This window comes from Pseudoduganella sp. LjRoot289, from assembly GCF_964252925.1.
GTDB lineage: Bacteria > Pseudomonadota > Gammaproteobacteria > Burkholderiales > Burkholderiaceae_D > Rugamonas.
On sequence record NZ_CAXUPN020000001.1, the window covers coordinates 2,596,134 to 2,619,000 of the forward strand.

Here is a 22,867-nt window from a genome sequence, read left to right on the forward strand (position 1 = left end):
CGCATGCCAGCTGCCGCCATGAAGAAGGAGCTGCGCGAGCAGCTGAAAGGCCAGCTCAAAGCTGGCCGCCAGACCGTCATCGCCGGTTTCCGCGAGGACGGCATGCCCGAAAAACTGCTGCGCAAGCTGCGCCAGGTGGTGGACGAAGTCCTGGCCACGGCCTGGCTGGAGGCGGCCCTGCCGCCCGAGTCCGCGCTGGTGGGCGTGGGCGGCTTCGGGCGCGGCGAGCTGTTCCCCTATTCCGACGTCGACCTGCTGATCCTGCTGCACGAACCGCCCAGCGAGGCCACCCGCGCCAAGCTGGAGGAACTGGTGCAGCTGCTGTGGGACCTGGGCCTGGAAATCGGCTCCAGCATCCGCACGGTGGACGAGTGCATGAGCGAGTCGCAGGCCGACATCACGGTGCAAACCAGCCTGCTCGAAGCGCGCCTCGTGTGCGGCAACCAGGCGCTGTTCGACGAGATGCAGGTCCGCTACAACGCGGCCATGGACCCGCAGGCCTTCTTCCAGGCGAAGATGCTGGAGATGAAGCAGCGCCACGCAAAGTATGAAGACACGCCCTTCAGCCTGGAACCGAACTGCAAGGAAAGCCCGGGCGGCCTGCGCGACCTGCAAGTCATCCTGTGGATGGTGAAGGCGGCCGGGCTGGCCAGCTCCTGGCGCACGCTGGCCACCGGCGGCCTGATCACCCAGACCGAAGCGAAGCAGTTGATGGAAAAGGAGCGCGCCTTCAAGGACATCCGCGTGCGCCTGCACCTGCACGCCGGCCGCCGCGAGGACCGCCTGGTGTTCGATGTGCAGACTGCCATCGCCGAGGACCTGGGCCTGAGCGCGCAAGGCAGCGGCCCGCACATGCGCCGCGCCAGCGAGTTCCTGATGCAGCGCTACTACTGGGCCGCCAAGACGGTGACCCAGCTGAACTCCATCCTGCTGCAGAACATCGAGGCGCGCCTGTTCCCGCAATCCGCCGAGCAGACCCCGATCAACGCCCGCTTCAACGAGGTGAACGGTTTCATCGACATGGTCGACGACGACACCTTCGAGAAAACCCCGTCGGCCATGCTGGAAGCCTTCGTACTGATGACCGAGCGCCCGGCCTTGAAAGGCTTGACGGCCCGCACCACGCGCGCGCTGTGGCATGAGCGCTTCAAGATCGACGCGGCCTTCCGCCACGACCCGGTCAACCGCACCCACTTCCTGCGCATCCTGCAGGCGCCGGTCGGCATGCTGCACGCGCTGCGCCGCATGAACGAGCTGTCGCTGCTGGGCCGCTACCTGCCGAATTTCCGCAAGATCGTCGGCCAGATGCAGCACGACCTGTTCCACGTCTACACGGTGGACCAGCACATCCTGATGGTGGTGCGCAATATGCGCCGCTTCACGATGACCGAACACGCGCACGAATATCCGTTCTGCAGCCAGCTGATGGCGAACTTCCCCAACCACTGGCTGCTGTACGTGGCCGCGCTGTTCCACGACATCGCCAAGGGCCGCGGCGGCGACCACTCCAAGCTGGGTGTGGCCGACGCCGCGCAGTTCTGCCAGGACCACGGCATGAACGCCGAGGACACCGAACTGGTGTGCTTCCTGGTCGAGCAGCACCTGACCATGTCGCAGGTGGCGCAGAAGCAGGACTTGTCGGACCCGGACGTCATCGAAGCCTTCGCCAAGGTGGTCAAGGACGAGCGCCACCTGACCGCGCTGTACCTGCTGACGGTGTCCGACATCCGCGGCACCAGCCCGAAGGTGTGGAACGCGTGGAAGGCCAAGCTTCTGGAAGACCTGTACCGCATCACCCTGCGCGTGCTGGGCGGCGAGCCGCATTCGGCCGACCGCGAACTGAAGAACCGCCAGCAGGAGGCGCTGGCCACCCTGCGCCTGTACGGCCTGCCGCCGGACGCGCACGAGCCGCTGTGGAAGCAGCTCGACATCGCCTACTTCCTGCGCCACGACGCGTCCGACATCGCCTGGCAGACCCGCGCGCTGTACGACCGCCTGGACAGCGTCAAGCCGGTGGTCAAATGCCGGTTGGCGCCGATAGGCGAAGGCTTGCAAGTGGCGGTCTACGTGCAGGACCAGCCGGACCTGTTCGCGCGCATCTGCAGCTATTTCGACCGCAAGAACTTCAGCATCCTCGACGCCAAGATCCACACCACGCGCCACGGCTACGCGCTCGACACCTTCCTGGTGACGGAGCAGAACTTCGCCAAGAGCTACCGCGACATCATCAACCTGATCGAGCACGAGCTGTGCGAGCTGCTGCAGTCGCAGGCCGAACTGCCGCCGCCGACCAAGGGCCGCCTGTCGCGCCTGTCGCGCACCTTCCCGGTCCAGCCGACGGTGGACCTGCGGCCGGACGAGCGCGGCCAGTACTACCTGCTGTCGGTGGCGGCCAACGACCGCACCGGCTTGCTCTACTCCATCGCCAATGTGCTGACCAAATACCGCATCAACCTGCACACGGCCAAGGTGATGACCTTGGGCGAGCGGGTCGAGGACGTGTTCCTCATCGACGGCGCAGCGCTCAACAACGCGCGCAACCAGCTCCAGCTGGAAACCGAATTACTGGAAGCGCTCAAGGTATGAACCCGCGCCTCTGGCCAGCCACAATGAACCGAAGAAAAAATGTCTGAAGAACTTTTACGCCTGTCCAAACGCATGTCCGAACTGGGCCTGTGCTCCCGCCGCGAAGCCGATGAATGGATCGCGCGCGGCTGGGTCCGCGTCGACGGCCAGGTCGTGTCCGAACTGGGCACCAAGATCTACCCGAGCCAGCGCGTCACCGTGGAACGCCAGGCAGCCGCCGAGCAGTCCAAGCGCGTGACCATCCTGATCAACAAGCCGGTCGGCTTCGTCAGCGGCCAGGCCGAGGACGGCTACACGCCCGCCATCGCCCTGATCAAGCCGGAAAACCGCTGGGCCGAGTGCGACGCGCCGGAACAGTTCCACCCGACCCAGCTGCGCAGCCTGGTCCCGGCCGGCCGCCTGGACATCGACTCGGTGGGCCTGCTGGTGCTGACGCAGGACGGCCGCGTTGCCAAGACGCTCATCGGCGAGACGACAAACGTCGACAAGGAATACCTGGTGCGGGTACAGTACACCAAGGAAGGCAAGCTGCCGGAGTCGGACCTGAAAAAGCTGAACCACGGGCTGTGGATGGACGGCAAAGCGCTGCTGCCGGCGAAAGTGCGCTGGCAGAACGAGGACCAGCTCAGTTTCACGCTGCGCGAGGGCAAGAAGCGCCAGATCCGCCGCATGTGCGACATGGTGGGCCTGCGCGTGGTCGGGCTGAAGCGGGTGCGCATCGGCAAAGTCAAGCTGGGCAACCTGCCGGAAGGCCAATGGCGCTACCTGAAGGCGGACGAACAGTTTTAAAACCACAGTTCGGGCGCCGGGAATCTTACTTTCTTGCTATTTGGCAAGCCAAAGTCCTGATATGCTTGTAAACTATCGAGACTGGTCTGTAACCGTCCATTATCAAAGAGACACGCTGCTGTGAACGATCCCATTCCTAACGAATTCCGCAAAGGTCCACCCCGGCTGCAGGATGCCGCCGAACCTATCGCGTCCGGCGCCAAGCCGCACGAGATGACCGACGTGGACGACATCGGCGATTCGCTGACCGTCCTGGCGGAAAACGGCGACGCGGTGTCCATCTATCCGGCTGTCAGCACGGAAGTGGTGCTGGCGCGCATACTCTCGGTGTCGGAAGATACGCCTTATTTCGTGCTGGAGTTGAACGAGGGCGAAAAACTACCGCCCGGCAACGCCGTCTTCGTGGCCTGGCTGCGCAGCGCCAAGATCCAGTTTGTGCTGTCGCACGACGAATGGACCTCGCAGCCTGGCCAGCCGCAACTGATTCCGCTGGAATTCCCTGAAAAATGCCTGGTGCTGAACCGGCGCGCCACGGCGCGGCTGGAGACGCCGCTGGGCGTGTATTTCACAGCCTCGTTCGTACTGAACGGGAAACCGTATGAGCTGCAACTGTACGATTTCTCGCAAGGCGGCGTCGGCATGCGCTGCGCGCCGCGCGACGCCCAGGGGCTGCACGTGGGGCGCAAGCTGCAGCGGGTGCGCCTGGAACTGGGACCGGACGCGGTCATCATCGCCGACCTGGAAATCCGTTTGTCGCGCACCTACCGCTCCTTCCTGCTCGGCGAGCAGGTTCAGATCGGCTGCCAGTTCCTGAACATGTCGCCTGTCATGCAGGACGACCTGGCTAAGCTGATCGACAAGATGAATAGCCGGCATCAACGGTAGCACCGGGCGCGAAGGCCCTGTCCAGTATAAGTGCCAAGCCCCCCGGCTGGGAAAAGAACGGCGAGTGCCCGCTGTCCAGGGTGTAGACCCGGTCGCACGGCGTTTCACGCTGCATTTGCCGCTGCAAGCCTATCGTGACCGCACGGTCCTGCAGACACTCGATATAGATCTTAGGTACACTGCCAAAGCGCGCCTGGCTCAGCTGCAGCGGCGTGAATCCGGCCCAATTCGGCTCGGACTGCAGCAGCGTATGTGCCAGCGCGGTGATCTCATCGGCGCAATCATGGTACAAGGCCTCCTTGTACACCCGGCGGTTCAAGCGATGCGACTGCATGGCGCCCGGGAGCAAACGCGGCACCAGCCAGCGCAGCAGCGGACGCTTGAACCAGCGTATGAGCCGGGCAGCCCGGGCTTCGGACAGCGCCGGGATGACGTTGCGGACCACCAGCGATTCCTTGTCCAACAAGGCGTACTCCATCATCGATTTCCCGTCCGGCACCAGGTAGGCGGCCAGATACACCAGCCCCGCGATCCTTTGCGGCTGCCGCTCCGCCGCCTGGGAAATGACGATGCCATTGCGGCTGTGGGCAACCAGAATGACCGGCCCTTCGATACGGGCCACGGCGGCGAGGACGGTATCGACGCACCGGTCCAGGCTTGCTTCCCGTGGCTTGGTGCGGTCGGCGCCGTGGCCAGGCAAGTCAAGCGCGATGGCTTGATGCCCCGCCGCATTCAATAGCGGCACGAGCTTGTGCCAATTCCAGGCGGCATGGAAAGAGCCGTGCAAGAGAACGAAAGTAGCCATCTGGGCCTCGAGTGAATTGAACAGCCTGCAGTATGGTGACGGGCTGCGCCTGGCTCTATCCGTTTCTTGCGTTTCAACTCATGGCACACGTGGGCGCCGCGCCGGCGGGATTGATGTCTGCTTTCAACGCAAGGCCGCCATGCGTTGCTGCAGATGGTTCGCGTCCTGCTGCAGCATGGCGGCGCGCGCCGCCTTCAGCGTGCGCACGTCGCGCTCCAGCTGGTGGCCGGCGGGTGGCGCCTGGAAATTCGGCAGGTCGCGCTGCCGGCTGGCGGCCGGCATGTCGCTGGCGGACAGGGTGATGCGGGTGATGGCGCGCGGCGGCGCAACAGCGGCAGCTTTGGTATCAGTCGCGACAGCAGCATCAGCCGGCTCCACATTCAGGGCCTGCGAGGCGGCAACCGCGTCCGCGTAGGCGACCGTACCCTGCTCCTGGCCGGCCGCATGCGCAGGACCGATGGATGCGACGAACAGCAAGGCGCGCAGCAGGTAGAGCGATGCGGTGGATGGGTTCATGGGGACCTCCTGTTTGGTGTGGTCCCATCTTCCCCCGCCAAGGCTGCCCGGCTCTGTGCGCCGCCGCACGGTCCGGGCGGCGGCAAGGCATCGTCCTACTTTTCCTTTTTACAATCGCACAGATCCTGACCTTTATCGAATACGATGCGCCATTTGCCGGGCGCTTCCTGGCGCCAGACAGAATTGAAGCGCGCGATCAGCTTGCCCTTGGGGTCGTACACGGGGCCGGAGGAATGCGCCAGCGTGCCCGAGTCGGTCACTTCGACCTGGTCCGGTTCCCAGGAGAACGGCGCCTCCTTACCGTCGTAAAATTTCTTCCAGAACGCAGCCACCTGTTCCTTGCCGCGCAAAGGCGTGGGCCCGGAGTAGAAGATGGTCTCGTCGGACAGGAAGCCGACGAAAGCGGCCAGGTCGCGCTGCCGCATGGTGGCGGCGAAGGCGCGTTCGGTGTCGGCGACCTGCTGTTTCAGCTCGGCGTTGGACGGCGCCGCGCCCGCAGCGGCAGAAGCCAGTGCGAGCGCCAGGATGGCGGCGGATTTGATCAGGCTCATCGATATTCCCTGCGGAGTCGGCGAGCCTTGATATTACCGCCGTTTAATGGCCTTCGGAAGCGTTGAACATGGACTTGGCGTAGATCAGCCCCAAGCCGTAGCCGCCGCCGTGCGCGATCGACGTGGCCACGGTTTCGTCGTAGGTCTCGCCGCGCGCCCAGTCGCGCTGCAGCTCGAGCAGGTATTGCAGCGAGGTGATGGGCTTGGCGCCGGCCTGTATCATGCGCTGCATGGCGCGCTCGTGCGCTTCGTCGGTCACATCGCCGGAGGCGTCCGCGATCACATACACTTCAAAGCCCTGGTCCAGCGCCGACAACGCGGGGCCGACGATGCAAACCGAAGTCCACAGGCCCGCCAGCACTATGCGGCCACGGCCGATTTCATTCACGCGGTCGGCAATGCGCTGGTCTTCCCAGGTATTCATGCTGCTGCGGTCGATGGGCTGCTGCTCGGGGAAGACGGACTGGATTTCATCGAAGATGGGGCCGGAGAAGCTTTTCGCGGCAACCGTAGTGAGGATGGTCGGCACCTTGAATTCGCGCGCCGCCTTGGCCACCAGCGCGGCATTATTGCGCAGCAGGTTGATGTCGATGGACTTGGTGGCGAACGACATCTGGGATTGATGGTCGATCATGATCAGAGTGTGGTCGTTGGCGTTCAGCAGTTCTTTACCTGGTTGGGCTTTAGCGATAGGCATGATGTGTTCCTTTAGGTTATGAATCGAATTTTTCGAAGGCCTGCTTGGTGTGCAGTGCCGATGAGAAGAAGTATGAACCTGCCGAAGCGAAATGAAAAACGGAAAACTTACCCGTCTATTATCGAAAAATTCGAACTTGCTGTTGATCCGATTTCGGAGTATAAATAATCCATATACGGAGGATTTATGCACGCAGCCTACGCCTACCCCAGAAGCCGCTTCGAACCGGTGATCCCGGTCGACCTGAACGCACGCGAAGAGCGCGAGCGCTTGTCGAAATCGGCGTTGACCGCCTTTTTCCGGATCGCCGCCGCCTGGTCGGTGCGCGACGAAGACGCCCGTGAACTGCTGGGCGGTCTGTCCAGCAGCAGCTATTACGAATGGAAAAAGAACCCGGACCGGGTGCTGGAAGTGGACCGCATCACGCGCATCTCCTACCTGGTCGGCATCTACAAAGCCCTGCACATCCTGTACGGCGACCAGCTGGCGGACCGCTGGGTGACTTTAGCGAACAAGAACGTCATCTTCGGCGGACGCACGCCGCTGGCATACATGCTGGGCGGAGGCCTGCTGGCCATGCAGACGGTGCGCAAGCTGGTCGACGCGCGGCGCGGCGGGCAGTAATGGCGGGAACCGTGCCACCGCTACCGCCGCTGACGCTGCTGCGCCAGTTCGACACCTGCCGCCTGATCCAGTCGCGTTTCGCCGACTTGGAGGATTCCGTGCTCGGCACGCTGGCCTCCAATGACGGCGAATTGCATGACCTGTTCGACCTCGACAACGCCACCAATGCGCGCCTGATCGCCGAACACGGCGGTGCGCCCGGCATCGGCATCGACGAGCTGGTGTTCCGCGTGCCGAACTACCGCATCATCAACGCCGCCTACACCTACGCCCGCCCGGAGGGCAGCCGCTTCAACGACGGCGAGCGCGGAGCCTGGTACTGCGCGTTCGACATCGACACCGCACTGGCCGAGGTCATCTTTCACAAGACGGTGGAATACGCCGAGATCGACTACTTCCACGACAGCGTCAGCTACCAGTGCATGCTGGCCGACTTCACCGCCCAGTTCCATGACCTGCGGCGCGATGAAGTCCACGCGGACTGCATGGACCCGGGCAGCTACGTGCAGTCGCAGCGGCTGGCGGAGCGGCTGCTGGACGAAGGCTCGACCGGCGTGATCTTCCCCAGCGTGCGGCACGCGGGCGGCATCAACCTGGCGTGTTTCCGGCCCGCGCTGGTAGGCAATGTTCGCAAAGGGGCGGCCTATCGGTTAACATGGGAAGGAACGCACGCACCGCGCGTCGCAACCATTTGAACCGCCATGCAAACCAAACCCGAAAAAGACACCGACCTCCGCATCAAGATCAACCGCGAAACGGCGCGCCTGCCGTGGACCGAGCTGGCCAAGCACTTCGCCTCCGGCACCGTGGTGTGGATCGCCGACGAACTCGACCTCGTCGACGTCGCCGTGCGCATCTCGCACGACGACAAGGACAGCATCACGCAATGGATGGCCGCCGGCCAGATCGCCAAGGTCTCCGACGCGCAGGCCCAGCACTGGCAAGAAACCGACGCCAGCCTGTGGGCCAGCGTAGTCAGCCCCTTCATCCTCGTCCAGCAGGACAAACGCAAAACCCACTAGCCGCCGCATTGTGGGCAACCTGGGGTCAGGCCTGCATTCGTGCAGTTTCCGCACCGAACATAAAGAATCCTTACCCTTGACCGAGGCGTAACCGAGCCGATAACTACCCTGCCAAGCTGGCAATTGGCCGTAAATCCAATAGAATCGTACAAATCCAAAAACCGTCCCTCAGGTAATCATGGCCGATGACTTACGCAACGGTACAAATGCACGAATGCAGGCCTGACCCCAGGGGGATTAGCGGCATGGCCTGCGCGGGAGGGCGTGAATGAAGCCGGTGATGGACTCGGCCAAAGCGGGCGCCAGCGGCAGCGCGGGGTTGGAGTACGATGCCACTTGCTGCGGCCCGTCGGCGGAAACCTGCTTCAACACGTGGTTCATGCCAGGGATGACCGCCATCCGCGCGGCAGGGTTGGCCTGCTTCAGCAAGGCGGCCTGGGCGGCGTCGACCTGGACGTCCGTCGTGCCTTGCACGATCAGCGAAGGCATCTTCAGCCTGGCGAATTCACGCGCCGGCACATATCTGAACCACGACATCATGTAGGGCTGCACGCTGGGGCGGTAGATCGCCTGCAGTTGCGGCGGCAGCACTGCCGGGCGGCGGCCGCGCTCGAGCGCGCCGAGGATCTGGTCGTTGGCTTGCGCAAGTTCGGGCGGCAGTTTGGCGTCCAGCTGGCGGCGCAGCAGCACCGATGCGCCTTCGGCCGGGCCGGCGATGGATACGTAGCCGTCCGCCGCCGCTTCGCGCGCGGCGATCATGCCTATCAGCGAGCCTTCGCTGTGGCCGATCACCGCCACCGACGCGTAGCGCCCTTCCCGCCTGAGCTGCCGCACCCATGCGGCGGCGTCGCCGGTATAGGTTTCAAAACGCAGCCGGGACTCGCTGGACACGGCGCGCGCGCTGCCGCCTATGCCGCGCTTGTCGTAGCGCACGCTGGCAATGCCCGCTACGGCCAGCGATTCGGCCAGCATCCTCAAACTGTTGTTGGGAGCGGGCAGCAGCTTGCTGTTGCCGTCGCGGTCGGTCGGCCCTGAGCCGGCGATGATCAGCGCGACCGGTGCGCAGCCCAGCGGCAAGGGCACCATCAGCGTGCCGTGCACGTCGCCCGTCGGCGTGGACAGCATGGTGGCACGCGGCAAAGACGTGTAAGGCGGCGCCTCGGCCTGCGCGGGCATGGCAAGCGTGAGCAGGACGCAGCAAGCGCCCCAGTTTGGGCCCATCCTATGGCCGCGACAGATCGATGCCATACAAGGCCAGGCCTTTCCCCGCACCGTCATCGGCTTGCAATTGGGTGACATTGTCCAGCCCCGCCGCGCGCGCCAGATCGAGCTTGCCGGGCGCCGAATGGAACACCACCGGGCCTTGCGTCTTCACTGCGGCAAAGCGCCAGCTGCGCGCCGCGCCGTCGCTGGCGCGCCGCAGCGCTTGCGCAGCCCTGATATGGGCAATCAGCACGTCGCGGTTGGCATCCGGCGCGGCGAGCACGATGTTGCGGCTGCCCAGGCCGGGAAATCCCCCGCCGCCGCTGGCACGGTAGTTGTTGGTGGCGACCAGGAACTCCTGCCCGTCCTGCACCGGCCTGCCCAGGTAGCTCAGGCCCTGGATCCGGCGCCCCTGCGGCTGCGTCACGTCGATGCTGTAGCGCACGTCGGGACTGGTCAGCATGTCGAAGTTGTAGCCCGCGAAGCCGGCGTTCACCAGTTCCTGCGGCGCAGTCTTCCCGGGGGCGATGGTGTTGAAGCGGCTGGCGGCCTTCTCCAGCCAGGCTTTCAGACCCGCGCCGTCCACCTTCACGCCGGACAGCGAATTCGGATACAGGTAGAGATCGGCCGCGTTATTCAGCGCGATGCCGCCCGCCTTCACATCCGTGTAGTCGCCCGGACCGGCCGAACCGGACTTGAACGGCGCGGATACCGACAGCACCGGCAACTGCGCGTATTGCGGCAGGTTGGCGCGCACGTATGCCGCCAGGTAGGCAGCCTGCGCCTGGTTCACGATCTGGATCGCACTCACGTCACCCACGTCGGCGAAATAGGACGTCATGGCAAAGTCGGTTGCGCCGATGGGCGTCTGCACGTAGCGCATGGTGGCCGCGTGCTCTGCGGCGACCAGTTCGGCGACGCCGGGCTCGGGCTCGACATGGCGCTTGCCGCCGGACTGCCTGACCTCGGCATTGACCGGCTGTGTTGCGCCCGGCCCTGCCGGCCGCGCGGGCAACTGCGTGCTGCGCGCCTCGACCCTGGTCAACGCCCTGTCCACCACCCAGCGCTGGCCGTCCCGCTTGAGACCCAGGGCGATCACGCCGAGGTGCTTGCCCCACAGGCTGGCCATGACGGTAGGCACGCCGTGCACTATGCCCTTCGCCTTGTCCACGCCAGGCAGGTTGAACGGCGCCGCGGCGCTGGCCGCGTTCGGGAACGCCTCATGCGCATGCCCAAGCAGCAAGGCGTCGATGCCCGGCACCTGTGCCAGGTACAAATTGGCGTTCTCCATGCCCGCCGTGTAGGGCGCGCCATCGAGTCCGCCGTGCGAAATCGCCACCACCAGTTCCGCACCTTGCGCGCGCATTTGCGGTATGTATTTCTGCGCCGTCTCGCGCACGCCCTCGGCATAGACCCGCCCGTCCAGCCAGCGCTTGTCCCACTCCAGGATGCCCGGCGGCGTAAAGCCGATGATGCCCACTTTGACCACCGCCTGCAGCGCCTTGCCGTCCGGGCCGGTCGCGCTGATGCGCTTGTCGATGATGGTGAAGGGCTGGAACAGCGGCTGCCCCGTCTTCACGCTGTAGATATTGGCCAGCACCAGCGGGAACGACGGACCCGCGCAGCGCGGCGCGGCGGGATCGACGCCGGCCACGTCGAAGCGGCTGCCGGTCACCTGGTTCAGGTAAGCCAGCCCGTAGTTGAAGTCGTGGTTGCCCAGGCCACCGCCCTCCACCCCCAGCCGGTTCATGGCCTTGTAGATGGCCAGCGTCTCATCGCAGCGCACCGGCGCCACCAAGGCCTGGTAGTCGGCCAGCGCCGTGCCCTGGATGGTGTCGCCGTTATCGAGCAGCAGCGTATTCGGGAATTCGGCGCGCGCCTGCCGTATCAGGGTCGCGGTGCGCTCGAAGCCAAGCGAGGGTTCCGGCGCCAGCTTGTAGTAGTCGTAGCTGACGACGTTGGCATGCAAATCCGATGTTTCCAGCAGCGCGAGCGTGGCAGTCGCTCCGTCCGGCGCCCGGCCAGTTGGGGGCAAGGCGCCGCAGCCCGGCAGCAGCAATGCCAGGGCAAAAAGGGACAGGATGCGCGGTGCGGGCGGTGTAGTCATGCTCGCCATGATACGCACCCGCCCCGGCGCGGGCAACCGCCACGGGGACATCTCCAATTGTCACGCAGATGTCGGAAATTTTTACACATTATGGCTAAACAGATAATGTTTCGCTTGTAAGTTATTGATATTGATGGGGAATTATTTGAAGGCATGGGTATTGCTATACACGCAAAGTTGCAATGTTTTCATCTTTCCCACTCAAAGAGGCTTTCATGTCCCATACTTCGAAATTCCTGCGGGCGGCAACTTGTCGCCTGCTTGTGGCCGCACTGCTCAGCGCCGCCACCGGCGCCGCCGGCGCTGCCGTGATCAATGTGTCCTCGGCCAGCAGCTCCCTGGCGGTCGGCCAGAACTTCAGCGTCAACTTCAGCATCGGCGGCTTGTCCGGTGCGCAGAACGATTCGCTGAGCGGGTTCGACCTCAACATCCGCTTCGACCAGGGCGCCATGCAGTTGACGGGCTTTGGCTTTACCGACCCGGCCAGCGGCAGTAACCAGCTCGACCTGCCCGAGGCGGGCGCATTCCCCTTCCTGGGCGATGCTCTCGTCAGCGGCAACGTCATCGACGCCTTCGGTCTGTCCGGCAACAGCGCGGCGATTCTCGATGCAGGCCAGGCGGATGCCTTCACCTTCCTGGTGCTCAATTTCACCGCCGTCGCCGCCAGCCAGCTGAGCACCATCGAAATCGACCTGCTGGATCCGTCGCTGCTGTTCACCAACAGCGAGGCGGATACGCTGGACACGACGATAGGCGCGCCCGGCGTGTCTTTCTCCATCGGCGGCTCCGGCACGCCCCTGCCTGAGCCAGGAGCGCTCGCGCTGTTCGCCGCCGGCGCCGCCGCCCTCGCGGCAGCACGCCGCCGTCTGTCGGCGCGCACTGCCCGCAGCGCCCGCACCGCAACGGCGCTCGCTGGCGCCGCAGCCATGGCGCTGGGCCTCACCGCCGCGCTGCCCGCAGCGGCGCAAGCGCCAGCGGCCGCCCAGGCCGCAACGGCGAGCACAGCCCAGGCCGGCGACGCAGCGCCCGAAACCGCCGGCGCCATCGATGCCGTGGTCGTCGCCGTCGAAGGCCAGCGATTGCAGCTGCGCCTGACCGGCGGCGGCACCCGCTGGGTGACGGTCGACACGCCGGCCAGCAAAAGCCTGGTGGGCAAGAAGGTGTCCGGCACGTCCGTGGCGCGCGGCGACACCTTCCTGCTGACCAACCCGAAGTTTGCCGACTGAACGCTGACAGGAGTTAACCATGCAATTTCAATTAAAAGCGCTCACGCTTGCGCTGGCCGCCGGCCTGTGCTCGCAGCAGGCGCTGGCACAAAACAGTTCGCCCTTCCCGCCGCCGAAAGAGAAACTGGGCACCTACGTCGCCAATTCGGGCAGCGGCCTGGATACCGGCTGCACCTATCGCGGCGGCGGCCCCTTGCAAATCAAGATCCCGGTTCCGGCCCTGGTCAGCGCGCAGCAGCTCAACGCCGACGGCACGCTGAAAGACCCGGCGAAACTGATCGCCAACGGCGTGCTGTCGGCCCAGGCCACGATCCGCTTCCCCGTCTATGACATCGACGACAAGGCCGTCACCAGCGGCAACGCGCCCGAAGTGGACCAGGTGTCGTTCAACGGCCGCCAGAAGAAGACGCTGGAAGGCTTCAACAACATCTGGACCGACGACACCATCATCGTGCCGATCGAGGAGATCAAGTTCGGCAAGGACAACGAGCTGCGCGTCGACATCGACACCGCCAATGCCGGCAACGGCGAGTACTGGTGCATGGCGGTGGACTGGGTTTCCATCGAATTCGAAGCCACGCCGCCCTACGTGCTGCAGCACGGCATCTCGGCCAACCAGTCGACATGGGACGAAGCCTCGGCGCATGGCGTGATCACGGCGCTGGAAGAGCGCGGCGTGCTGTTCACCCGCTTCTCGCTGGGCGCCGGCGCCAGCGGCAACGGCGCGGTGGTGGCCAACGCGGCCGAACTGAACACGCAGATCACCAACTACCTGCAGCCGCTGAAAGGCGACAAGGTCCACATCATCGCCCACAGCAAGGGCGGCCTGGACAGCCAGGCGCTGCAGGCCATCGGCCCCGAGTTCGAAATCGCCTCGCTGTCGACGCTGTCGACCCCGCACCTGGGCAGCGTGGCGGCCGACATGTCGCTGATCCAGAAACAGAGTGCCAACGACAAGATCAACAACGGCACCGACCCGAACGGCTTCGCCTCGGCCTACATCGACACCTGGACCTTCGGCCAGGGGCCGCAGCTGCCCGGCCTGGCGGACCTGAGCACCTACGCCGCCACCGCCGCCCTCAGCACGGGGCAGCGCAACAACATTGCGCGCACCTTCACCTTCGGCGCGGACGCCGACCTGAACGGCGACAACGCCCTGACATCCGATGAATCGACGCCGCTGTTCCCCAGCGTGGCCCACTACGCCGCCGAACGCGCCTGGCTGGTGCTGCGCGACTTCACCTCCGCGCCGATGACCTTGACGACCGTGCCCGGCAACTGGTGGGGCACGCGCACCGTGCTGACCTACACCACCAACGTGGCCCCGTCGCCGCAGGCGAACGACATCGTGGTGACGCTGAACTCGGCCAACCCCGGCTACGGCACCCCGCTGGGCAACAGCGCGGCCAACCACAGCACGGTCAAGAGCGGGGCCAACGTCAACACCATCCTCGACACCACGATCCCAATTAAATAAGATAGAGGCACGCAATGAAAACTCTCACCTCAGCCCTTGCGGCGCTGCGCCGAACGGCGCGCCACTGCCGCGCGGCCGCCCTGCTTAGCCTGGCGGCAGCCGCCGGCACGGCCCCCGCGCAGGCCCAGACCGCCCCGGTGGCACTGAACATGCCGGTCACCGTCTCGGCCAACGTCGTACCCGGCGCCACCACGCTGGATGTGCCGTTCACCATCGCCGGCGCCGACAGCCTCAAGTTCGACCTGATCGTGCCCGTCAACGGCGCCACGCTGTCGCTGCTCGATCCCGCCGGGACCGTGGTGTACGCGCCGGGCGACCCACGCGTGGTGTTCCACTCCGGCAGCACGCGCACCCCGCCGCTGCCCGGCGGCGTGTTTGTCGGCGCCGAAGTCGCGGCCCCGGCCGACGGCGTCTGGATCCTGCGCCTGAACTTCCCGGCCGCCAGCACCCCGACCGTGGCACTGGGCACCGTGTTCGCCAAGTCGCGCTACCAGGTCGGCATTGCCATCGAGCGCAACACGCTGCTGGTCGGCGAGGACGTCTCGGTCGGCATCGTCGTGCTGGACGACGGCCGGCCGATCACCGGCCTGTCGCCCACCATCAGCATCGGCAGCGGCGTGCCCGGCCCAGCGGTGGCGGCGGCCGACGACGGCCATACACCGGACGGCCTGGCCAACGACGGCGTCTACAGCGTCGACTACACCTTCGGCGCGGCCGGCCTGTACAACATCGCCGGCAGCGTCGAGATCCCGACCGCCAAGGGCCCGATCCGCCGCAGCGCCAGCGCCCAGGTGAGCGCGGTGGCACCGCAGCTGAACACCACCGGCACCAGCTTGACCACGCTGCGCGGCGCCAACAACTGCATCGCCGGGCTGCAGGTCAGCGCCGGCTTCAACGTGCTGAAGGCGGCCCGCTATTCCACACTGGTCCGCCTGACCGCGCCGAACGGCAAGCAGATCGACGTGCGCAAGGCAGCCAACCAGTCCCTCGGCGCCACCACCGTGGTGGCCAGCTTCAGCGCCGCCGACATCAAGGCGAAGCTGGCCAGCGACGGCCCGTACACGGTCAGCCGCATCGAGGCGCTGGAAGTGGGCAGCGAGCAGCTGCTGCTGGCCTACCGCAAGCTCGACGCGGGCGTGTTCGAAGGCACCCTGGCCACGCTGTGCGCGGCCGCCGTCGAACTGCAGCCGGCACTGACCGCCACGCCGGTGCTCGCGGACGGCTACATCAGCGCGCTCAAGCTGTCGTTCCCGGTGACGGTCGCCACTGGCGGCTTCTACCAGATCTCGTTCAAGCTGATCGGTGCCGGCAGCCAGGACGTGGCGCTGCTCAACGCGTCGCGCTCGCTGCAGGCCGGCGTCAACACGGTCGAGGTGGACGTGCCGGCCGACCGTTTCCAGAAGACGGACGGGCCCTACCAGGCCATCTCGCTGCTGGTGGTGCAAGGCGGCAATAGCGGCAGGCTGTCTTCGCTGGGCAGCACGGACAGCTACTCGCGCTGGCAGTTCACCGCGTCGCGGCGTGGCGACCTGGACGGCGACGGCGTGGTCGGACCGGCCGACGCCGCGCTGATGACGCAGTTCCGCGGCCAGCCCGCGCTGACCCCGGGCGACCGCCGCGACCTGAACCGCGACGGCGTGATCGACCTGCGCGACGCGCGCATCCAGCAAACGCTGCGCTGATCGCCCGCCATGGCCCGCCTGAGCATTCCAGCCAAAGCCGCGCTTGCGACGGCGGCGTATTTTGCGCTCAGCGTGGCCGTGCTGGCCAGTTTCAACCTGGGGCTGGCGCCGCCGCTGGAGCGGCTGCTGTCGCTGCTGGCGGCGCCGGCCCTGTTCCTGATGGCCATCTGGACGCCGCTGCTGCGCCCGCTCGGCCTGGCCAGCGGCGACTGGCTGGCGGCGCCCACCCTGCCCGGCGCGCTGCTGCTGATCGCCCTGTACGCGGCGCTGGCCTACCTGGCGGCCACCGCGGCGCTACGTCTGATGCGCCGCAAAGTCTGACTTTTCGCAAAAAGCAGGCATGCAGCCGGCGCGATACCACTGGTATCGGCCGTGGGCACTGGCCAAACCCGAGAATTTGCTTTTGCCCGGGCAGGCGCATACACTCAATTGCTTAGAAATCAGGCGGGAGGCGGCCATGAAACTAGCTACCAAGGAAACAATCTGACACCCGCGCCGGGGCCCTCCCGGCGCGCCCCGGCCAGGCTTCCTCTAGGGTATAATCGAAGGTTTGATTACACACTAAAAGACAAAAGATCATGGAAGCCGAACGCATCAACGCCCTCTCCGCCCTGCTCGCCGATCTGACGACCCGCGAAGCCGAACTTCGGAGGTATCTTTGACTTCACTGTCAAAGAAGAGAAGCTCGAACAAGTAAACGAAGAACTGGAAGATCCGACCGTCTGGAACGACCCTAAACGCGCCCAGGACCTGGGCCGCGAGAAGAAGGCGCTGGAAGCGATCGTCCAGACCCTGACCAAGGCCGACGCCGACCTGCGCGACATGAACGACCTGTTCGCCATGGCCAAGGAAGAAGGCGACGACGACACGCTGGAAGCGGTCATCGCCGACACCGACGAGATCAAGACCGTCATCGAGGGCATGGAGTTCCGCCGGATGTTCAACAATCCGATGGACCCGAACAACTGCTTCATCGACATCCAGGCCGGCGCCGGCGGCACCGAAGCCCAGGACTGGGCCTCCATGCTGCTGCGCCAGTACGTGCGCTATTGCGAGCGCAAGGGCTTCAAGGTCGAGATCATGGAACAGTCCGACGGCGAGGTGGCCGGCATCAAGACCGCCACCCTGAAGGTCGAGGGCGACCACGCCTACGGCTACCTGCGTACGGAAACCGGCGTGCACCGCCTGGTGCGCAAGTCGCCGTTCGACTCGGCCAACGGCCGCCACACCTCGTTCACCTCGCTGTTCGTGTATCCGGAAGTGGATGATTCGATCGACATCGAGATCAATCCCGCCGACCTGCGCATCGACACCTACCGCGCGTCCGGCGCCGGCGGCCAGCACATCAACAAAACCGACTCGGCGGTGCGCCTGACGCACGGCCCGTCCGGTATCGTGGTGCAGTGCCAGAACGACCGCTCGCAGCACCGCAACAAGGCCGAGGCGATGGAAATGCTGAAGGCCAAGCTGTACGAGATGGAACTGCGCAAGCGCATGAGCGAGCAGCAGAAGCTGGAAGACTCCAAGACCGACGTCGGCTGGGGCCACCAGATCCGTTCCTACGTGCTGGACCAGTCGCGCATCAAGGATTTGCGCACCGGCTTCGAGACCGGCAACACCAAGGGCGTGCTGGACGGCGACCTGGACGAGTTCATCTCGGCATCCCTCAAGCAAGGCGTATAAATGACCACCGGTACAGCTCAAGCTGGGCGCGCATTCATCTTCGACATGGACGGCACCATCGTCGACAACATGGCCTTCCACACCAAATCGTGGATCGCCTTCTTCGAACGGCGCGGCCAGGTGCACGACGCGGACGAATTCTTCCGCGCCACCGCCGGCCGCCAGGGCCACGAGATCATGCGCACCTACCTCGGCGAGCACATCACCAGGGAAGACAGCGCGCTGCTGGACCTGGAAAAGGAAACGCTGTACCGCGAACTATACGCGCCGCACCGGGCAACGGTGGCCGGCTTCGACACGCTCGTCGCCAACGCGCAGCGCGCAGGCGTGGCGCTGGCCGTGGCCACCGCCGCGCCGAACGACAACATCGTCTTCACGCTGGACGGCCTGGATTTGCGCAAGCATTTCAACGCCGTGGTCGGCGCGGCCGACGTGGCGCGCGGCAAGCCGAACCCGGACGTGTTCCTGCTGGCGGCCGAGCGCTGCGGCGTCGCGCCCGAGCACTGCATCGTCTTCGAAGACGCGCCGCTGGGCGTGGAAGCGGCACGCCGCGCAGGCATGCGCGCGGTAGTGCTGACCACTACCCTGCCAGCCGATGCTTTCGCCGAATTCGACAACGTAATTTGCGTCGCGCGCGACTTCAGCGAGCTCGATATCGGCGCACTGTTCAGCGCCGAGCCCATCGCCGCAACCAATTAATCTCTTATTACAAAAACACCATGACTACGGATATCCAGGAACAAGCAGCATCGGCCACCCCACCGGACGAGAACAAGATCATCGCCGAGCGCCGCGCCAAGCTGGCCGCGATCCGCGAACAGGGCATCGCCTTCCCGAACGACTTCAAGCCGCAACACAAGGCAGCGGACCTGCACCTCCAGTACGGCGAGAAAAGCCGCGAAGAGCTGGAGGCGAACCCGGTTGAAGTGGTGCTGGCCGGCCGCATGATGCTGAAACGCGAAGCCGGCAAGAAGGCCGCCTTCGCCACGCTGCAGGATGCTTCCGGCGTCAAGGCCGACGGCCGCATCCAGATCTACGCCACGCTGGACCTGACCGGCGAAGCCGCCATGGCCGCGCTGCACCACTACGACCTCGGCGACATCCTGGGCGTGACCGGCACGCTGTTCAAGACCAAGACCGACGAGCTGACCATCAAGGTCACCGAGCTGCGCCTGATCACCAAGTCGCTGCGCCCGCTGCCGGACAAGTTCCACGGCCTGGCCGACCAGGAAACCAAGTACCGCCAGCGCTACGTGGACCTGATCATGAGCGAGGAAACGCGCCGCACGTTCAAGGCCCGCACCGCCGCCATGTCGTCGATCCGCCGCTTCATGGAAAAGAACGAGTTCATGGAAGTGGAAACGCCGATGCTGCACACCATCCCCGGTGGCGCCGCCGCGAAGCCCTTCATCACTCACCACAACGCGCTGGACATGCAGATGTATCTGCGCATCGCGCCCGAGCTGTACCTGAAGCGCCTGGTGGTGGGCGGCTTCGACCGCGTGTTCGAGATCAACCGCAACTTCCGCAATGAAGGCGTGTCGATCCGTCACAACCCCGAATTCACGATGATGGAATTCTACGCGGCCTACACCGACTACAAGTGGCTGATGGACTTCACCGAGGCGGTCATCCGCCAGGCCGCGGTCGATGCGCACGGCACCGCCACCCTGACCTACGGCGGCCGCGAGCTGGACCTGGCCAAGCCATTCCACCGCCTGACCATCGTCGGCGCGATCAACAAGTTCGCTCCGCACTACACCAACGAGCAGCTGCACGACGCCGAATTCATCAAGGCCGAGCTGAAGAAGTTCGGCGTCAAGCCGCACGCGCATTCGGGCCTGGGCGCGCTGCAACTGGCGCTGTTCGAAGAGACCGCCGAATCGCAGCTGTGGGAGCCGACCTACATCATCGACTACCCGGTTGAAGTGTCGCCGCTGGCGCGCGCCTCGGACACCGTGGCCGGCATCACCGAGCGCTTCGAGCTGTTCATGGTGGGCCGCGAGATCGCCAACGGCTTCTCGGAGCTGAACGACGCGGAAGACCAGTCGGCGCGCTTCCTGGCGCAGGTCGCTGCAAAGGAAGCCGGCGACGACGAAGCCATGTTCTACGATGCGGACTACATCCGCGCGCTGGAATACGGCATGCCGCCGGCCGGCGGCTGCGGCATCGGCATCGACCGCCTGATGATGATCATCACCGACTCGCCGAACATCCGCGACGTGCTGCTGTTCCCGCACCTGCGCAAGGAAGACTGATCGCATAGCGATGGAATGAAAAAAGCCGCCGGCAAAATCCGGCGGCTTTTTTTTCGACAGGGCAACCGCCCCGCTTATCGGACGCGCTTGCGGCGCACGTAGCCCAGGGCCAGCAAGCCAAGGCCGTACAAGGCCAGCGTGCCTGGTTCGGGCACGGTGCCGGACACGCCATAGGCGGAGTAGTTATTGGCAGATATGGCGGCGAGTTCGTTCGTCGACAGGGCATGGCTGAAGATCGAGGTGTTGTCGAGTTGACCGTCGAAAAATTCGGTACCAACGGTGCGTCCGACGGCAAAGTTTCCGGCGACGACGTTCGGCACAGCACCCGAGCGGGTCGCCAGCAGCACATTGTCGATATAGATGTTTTGCAATTTCGTAGCCGAATCGTAGGTGGCCGCGACAAAGTGCCATCCTGCCGCACCGCTGCCCGTCGTCAGATCCTGGCCGGCCGTGGCCGACAGGTCATTGGCCCACCAATAATTGTGCAGGCCGCCCACGCCGTTCATGCGCAAGGCATTGACTTGGCTGACGGCGCCGTAATTGCCCCACCCGACTATGCCGCCCACGTTGCCAGTGCCCGCCGTATCGGGATTGATCCAGCTCGCGATCGTGTAGGAGGAGTTGCCGAGAGGGAGGCCGGCCAGGGTACCGCTGGTCGAATAGAGCATGCCGCTGGCCGTATTGTTCAAATCCATGCCGGCACCGAACTTGCCGGTGCCGGTAGCGACGCCGCCGCTAGCGAGAAGGTTGTTGTTATTACCGCTGCTGTCCAGGCCCAGATTGGCGGCATTGTTGTATTGATAAAGGGCGATCAGGCTGGCGTGTGCCGCAGGCGCTGCCAGGGTCGCCGCCACGACGACAGAAGCCAATGCTAGTTTCGATTTCTTCAGAGATATCATTGTGGATAAGCAGAAATAGTTAAGATAGTTTTTATAAAGCAATTTTTGTGCCCGTATGGAAAATCAATGACTTACAAAAACTCCGCGTCGCAAGTGTAAAGTTTTTCGACACTCTCCGGATGCAGTCGAATGAAATTCATGCAGAAAGAAACCTCCCGCGGGTCGGGCTGGACGAGCGCCATGGAGCAGGCGCGAAAATGCGCAAGCGGCAATGAAGAAGGCGGCGGGAGAGAGAGGGAGCAGCCGGGCGCACGCACCAGCAAAGGGTGCGCGCACTCGGCGCCGGGGAGCAAGCTTACTGAACGATACGATAGCAAGGCGTGTAGGCCTTGCCCGCCAGCTTCATGCGGCTCTGCGCCACGAAGGATGCCAGCAGCGAGTCCATCGGCCCCATGATGGCCGGGTCGCCGTGGATTTCGAAGTGGCCGTACTTTTCGATCGCGCGGATGCCCTCGTCCTTCACATTGCCCGCCACCACGCCCGAAAACGCGCGCCGCAGATTGGCCGCCAGCAAATGGGTGGCCTGGTTTTTGTGCAGGCTCAGGTTGCGCATGTTCTCGTGCGTCGGCGCGAACGGCTTCTGGAACTCCTGGTCGATCTTCAAGGCCCAGTTGAAATAGTAGGCGTCGCTGCGGCTCTTGCGGTATTCACGCACTTCCTTGATGCCGGCCTGCATTTCGCGCGCCACCAGCTCCGGATCGTCCACGATGATCTTGTAGCGCTTCTGCGCTTCAGGGCCCAGCGTGTCGGCGATGAACTGGTTGATCTGCACGAAGTACTCGCGCGAGGTTTCCGGACCGGTAAACACCAGCGGGAACGGGATGTCCGCGTTCTCCGGGTGCAGCAGGATGCCGAGGATGTACAGGATCTCCTCGGCCGTGCCGGCGCCGCCCGGGAACACCACGATGCCGTGACCGCTGCGCACGAAGGCTTCCAGCCGTTTCTCGATGTCCGGCATGATGACCAGGTCGTTGACGATGGGGTTGGGCGACTCGGCCGCGATGATGCCCGGCTCAGAGATGCCCAGGTAGCGGCCCTGGTGGGTGCGCTGCTTGGCGTGGCCGATGGTGGCGCCCTTCATCGGGCCTTTCATCGCGCCCGGCCCGCAGCCGGTGCAGATGTCCAGGGCGCGCAAGCCCATCTGGTAGCCCACTTCCTTCGAATAATTGTATTCGGCGCGGTTGATCGAATGGCCACCCCAGCACACCACCAGGTTGGGGTTCAAGTGCGGTTTCAGCACGTTGGCGTTGCGCAGGATGTGGAACACCGCGTCGGTGATGCCGTCGGTGCGGCTCAGGTCGAATTTGGGGTTGTCGGTGACTTCGTTGCTGACGAAGACGATGTCGCGCAACACCGCGAACAGGTGTTCGTGGATGCCCTTGATCATCTTGCCGTCGACGAAAGCGATCGCCGGCGCGCCCTTGATGTCGAGCTTGATGCCGCGCTCGCGCTGCATGATGTTGATGTCGAACGACTTGTACCGCTCCAGCAGTTCCTTTCCATCGTCGATAGTGCTACCGCAGTTCAGCACCGCCAGGGCGCAGTTGCGGAAGATGTTGTACAGCCCGCCCTTGCCGGAGTCGAGCAACTTAATTACTTCCGCCTTGGAGAGCACTTCCAGCATGCCTTCCGGGGAAATCAGGGTATCGACAACGTCATGTTCCATGGTGCCTAGTTCCTTATTCAGATCCTCACAACAACTCTTGAGCCTGCGACACCAATATACGACAAACCTGCCCGTTTGGGGCCGGAGTTTGATAGGGAACGCCTATCAGTCATGGCGCCGTTGTTGAGATCTTAACCACAATGCTGCAGCGCAGCAAGCTAATTGCTGGACATAAGTGCGCGGTAGATTAA

At 64.6% G+C, this 22,867-nt stretch carries 21 protein-coding genes; 13 read left to right on the forward strand and 8 right to left on the reverse strand.

The genetic code is table 11. The features are described from left to right. Positions 1–3: 3 nt before the first annotated feature. The 3 genes from ACSQ8Y_RS10860 (at position 4) to ACSQ8Y_RS10870 (ending at position 4,260) form a co-directional block, all read left to right on the forward strand. On the forward strand, positions 4–2,586 hold the full coding sequence (locus ACSQ8Y_RS10860) for a [protein-PII] uridylyltransferase (RefSeq protein ID WP_436266469.1): 2,583 nt from the start codon (positions 4–6) through the stop codon (positions 2,584–2,586). 39 nt (positions 2,587–2,625) lie between these two features. Then, a complete protein-coding gene (locus ACSQ8Y_RS10865; RefSeq protein ID WP_436266470.1) occupies positions 2,626–3,375 on the forward strand; it encodes a pseudouridine synthase in 750 nt (249 codons plus the stop codon). A gap of 120 nt (positions 3,376–3,495) precedes the next feature. Then, complete coding sequence (locus tag ACSQ8Y_RS10870; RefSeq protein WP_436266471.1) at positions 3,496–4,260, forward strand: flagellar brake protein; 765 nt, start codon at positions 3,496–3,498, stop codon at positions 4,258–4,260. On the opposite strand, the gene ACSQ8Y_RS10875 is transcribed toward ACSQ8Y_RS10870, so the two are convergent. The 4 genes from ACSQ8Y_RS10875 to ACSQ8Y_RS10890 form a co-directional block, all read right to left on the reverse strand. Then, complete coding sequence (locus tag ACSQ8Y_RS10875; protein WP_436266472.1) at positions 4,220–5,065, reverse strand: alpha/beta fold hydrolase; 846 nt, start codon at positions 5,063–5,065, stop codon at positions 4,220–4,222. The genes ACSQ8Y_RS10870 and ACSQ8Y_RS10875 overlap by 41 nt on opposite strands. Positions 5,066–5,188: 123 nt before the next feature. Next, positions 5,189–5,581: a hypothetical protein gene (locus ACSQ8Y_RS10880; protein WP_436266473.1), complete on the reverse strand. Its 393-nt coding sequence runs from the start codon at positions 5,579–5,581 to the stop codon at positions 5,189–5,191. A gap of 95 nt (positions 5,582–5,676) precedes the next feature. Continuing rightward, positions 5,677–6,132 (reverse strand): YybH family protein, encoded by a 456-nt coding sequence (locus ACSQ8Y_RS10885; RefSeq protein WP_436266474.1) that lies wholly within the window; start codon positions 6,130–6,132, stop codon positions 5,677–5,679. A 43-nt stretch (positions 6,133–6,175) separates the two neighbouring features. Next, on the reverse strand, positions 6,176–6,829 hold the full coding sequence (locus tag ACSQ8Y_RS10890; RefSeq protein WP_436266475.1) for a hydrolase: 654 nt from the start codon (positions 6,827–6,829) through the stop codon (positions 6,176–6,178). A gap of 186 nt (positions 6,830–7,015) precedes the next feature. Between ACSQ8Y_RS10890 and ACSQ8Y_RS10895 the strand changes: the two genes are divergently transcribed. The 3 genes from ACSQ8Y_RS10895 to ACSQ8Y_RS10905 are packed head-to-tail and all read left to right on the forward strand — an operon-like array spanning position 7,016 to position 8,475. After that, positions 7,016–7,453 (forward strand): antitoxin Xre-like helix-turn-helix domain-containing protein, encoded by a 438-nt coding sequence (locus ACSQ8Y_RS10895; RefSeq protein WP_436266476.1) that lies wholly within the window; start codon positions 7,016–7,018, stop codon positions 7,451–7,453. Beyond that, positions 7,453–8,148, forward strand: coding sequence for an RES family NAD+ phosphorylase (locus ACSQ8Y_RS10900; RefSeq protein WP_436266477.1), 696 nt, complete (start codon positions 7,453–7,455; stop codon positions 8,146–8,148). Before ACSQ8Y_RS10895 ends, ACSQ8Y_RS10900 begins: the two co-directional genes overlap by 1 nt. Positions 8,149–8,154: 6 nt before the next feature. Further along, the gene (locus tag ACSQ8Y_RS10905) at positions 8,155–8,475 is read left to right on the forward strand and encodes a DUF2288 domain-containing protein (protein WP_436266478.1); all 321 of its coding nucleotides are present in this window, start codon (positions 8,155–8,157) and stop codon (positions 8,473–8,475) included. 237 nt (positions 8,476–8,712) lie between these two features. On the opposite strand, the gene ACSQ8Y_RS10910 is transcribed toward ACSQ8Y_RS10905, so the two are convergent. Continuing rightward, entirely contained in the window at positions 8,713–9,696 is a 984-nt protein-coding gene (locus ACSQ8Y_RS10910) for an alpha/beta hydrolase (RefSeq protein ID WP_436266479.1), read from the reverse strand. 1 nt (position 9,697) lies between these two features. Further along, entirely contained in the window at positions 9,698–11,785 is a 2,088-nt protein-coding gene (locus ACSQ8Y_RS10915; RefSeq protein ID WP_436266480.1) for a bifunctional 2',3'-cyclic-nucleotide 2'-phosphodiesterase/3'-nucleotidase, read from the reverse strand. Between the two features lie 215 nt (positions 11,786–12,000). On the opposite strand from ACSQ8Y_RS10915, the gene ACSQ8Y_RS10920 reads away from it, so the two are divergent. The 7 genes from ACSQ8Y_RS10920 (at position 12,001) to lysS (ending at position 20,111) form a co-directional block, all read left to right on the forward strand. Next, positions 12,001–13,011, forward strand: coding sequence for a hypothetical protein (locus ACSQ8Y_RS10920; RefSeq protein ID WP_436266481.1), 1,011 nt, complete (start codon positions 12,001–12,003; stop codon positions 13,009–13,011). A gap of 19 nt (positions 13,012–13,030) precedes the next feature. After that, a complete protein-coding gene (locus ACSQ8Y_RS10925) occupies positions 13,031–14,488 on the forward strand; it encodes an esterase/lipase family protein (RefSeq protein ID WP_436266482.1) in 1,458 nt (485 codons plus the stop codon). Positions 14,489–14,502: 14 nt separating this feature from the next. Further along, positions 14,503–16,170 (forward strand): choice-of-anchor X domain-containing protein, encoded by a 1,668-nt coding sequence (locus tag ACSQ8Y_RS10930; protein WP_436266483.1) that lies wholly within the window; start codon positions 14,503–14,505, stop codon positions 16,168–16,170. A 9-nt stretch (positions 16,171–16,179) separates the two neighbouring features. Continuing rightward, the gene (locus tag ACSQ8Y_RS10935) at positions 16,180–16,491 is read left to right on the forward strand and encodes a hypothetical protein (protein WP_436266484.1); all 312 of its coding nucleotides are present in this window, start codon (positions 16,180–16,182) and stop codon (positions 16,489–16,491) included. Between the two features lie 257 nt (positions 16,492–16,748). After that, a protein-coding gene (gene prfB, locus ACSQ8Y_RS10940; protein ID WP_436266485.1) for a peptide chain release factor 2 occupies positions 16,749–17,853 on the forward strand; the annotation gives its coding sequence in 2 pieces (ribosomal slippage) (positions 16,749–16,829 and positions 16,831–17,853; 1,104 coding nt in all). Further along, positions 17,854–18,552 (forward strand): HAD family hydrolase, encoded by a 699-nt coding sequence (locus ACSQ8Y_RS10945; protein WP_436266486.1) that lies wholly within the window; start codon positions 17,854–17,856, stop codon positions 18,550–18,552. It abuts the gene before it with no gap. A 20-nt stretch (positions 18,553–18,572) separates the two neighbouring features. After that, on the forward strand, positions 18,573–20,111 hold the full coding sequence (gene lysS, locus ACSQ8Y_RS10950) for a lysine--tRNA ligase (protein ID WP_436266487.1): 1,539 nt from the start codon (positions 18,573–18,575) through the stop codon (positions 20,109–20,111). Positions 20,112–20,185: 74 nt separating this feature from the next. On the opposite strand, the gene ACSQ8Y_RS10955 is transcribed toward lysS, so the two are convergent. Beyond that, entirely contained in the window at positions 20,186–21,010 is an 825-nt protein-coding gene (locus ACSQ8Y_RS10955) for a LamG domain-containing protein (RefSeq protein WP_436266488.1), read from the reverse strand. Positions 21,011–21,305: 295 nt separating this feature from the next. Continuing rightward, positions 21,306–22,676, reverse strand: a complete 1,371-nt coding sequence (gene ppnN / locus ACSQ8Y_RS10960; RefSeq protein WP_436266489.1) for a nucleotide 5'-monophosphate nucleosidase PpnN — start codon at positions 22,674–22,676, stop codon at positions 21,306–21,308. Between the last annotated feature and the right edge of the window lie 191 nt (positions 22,677–22,867).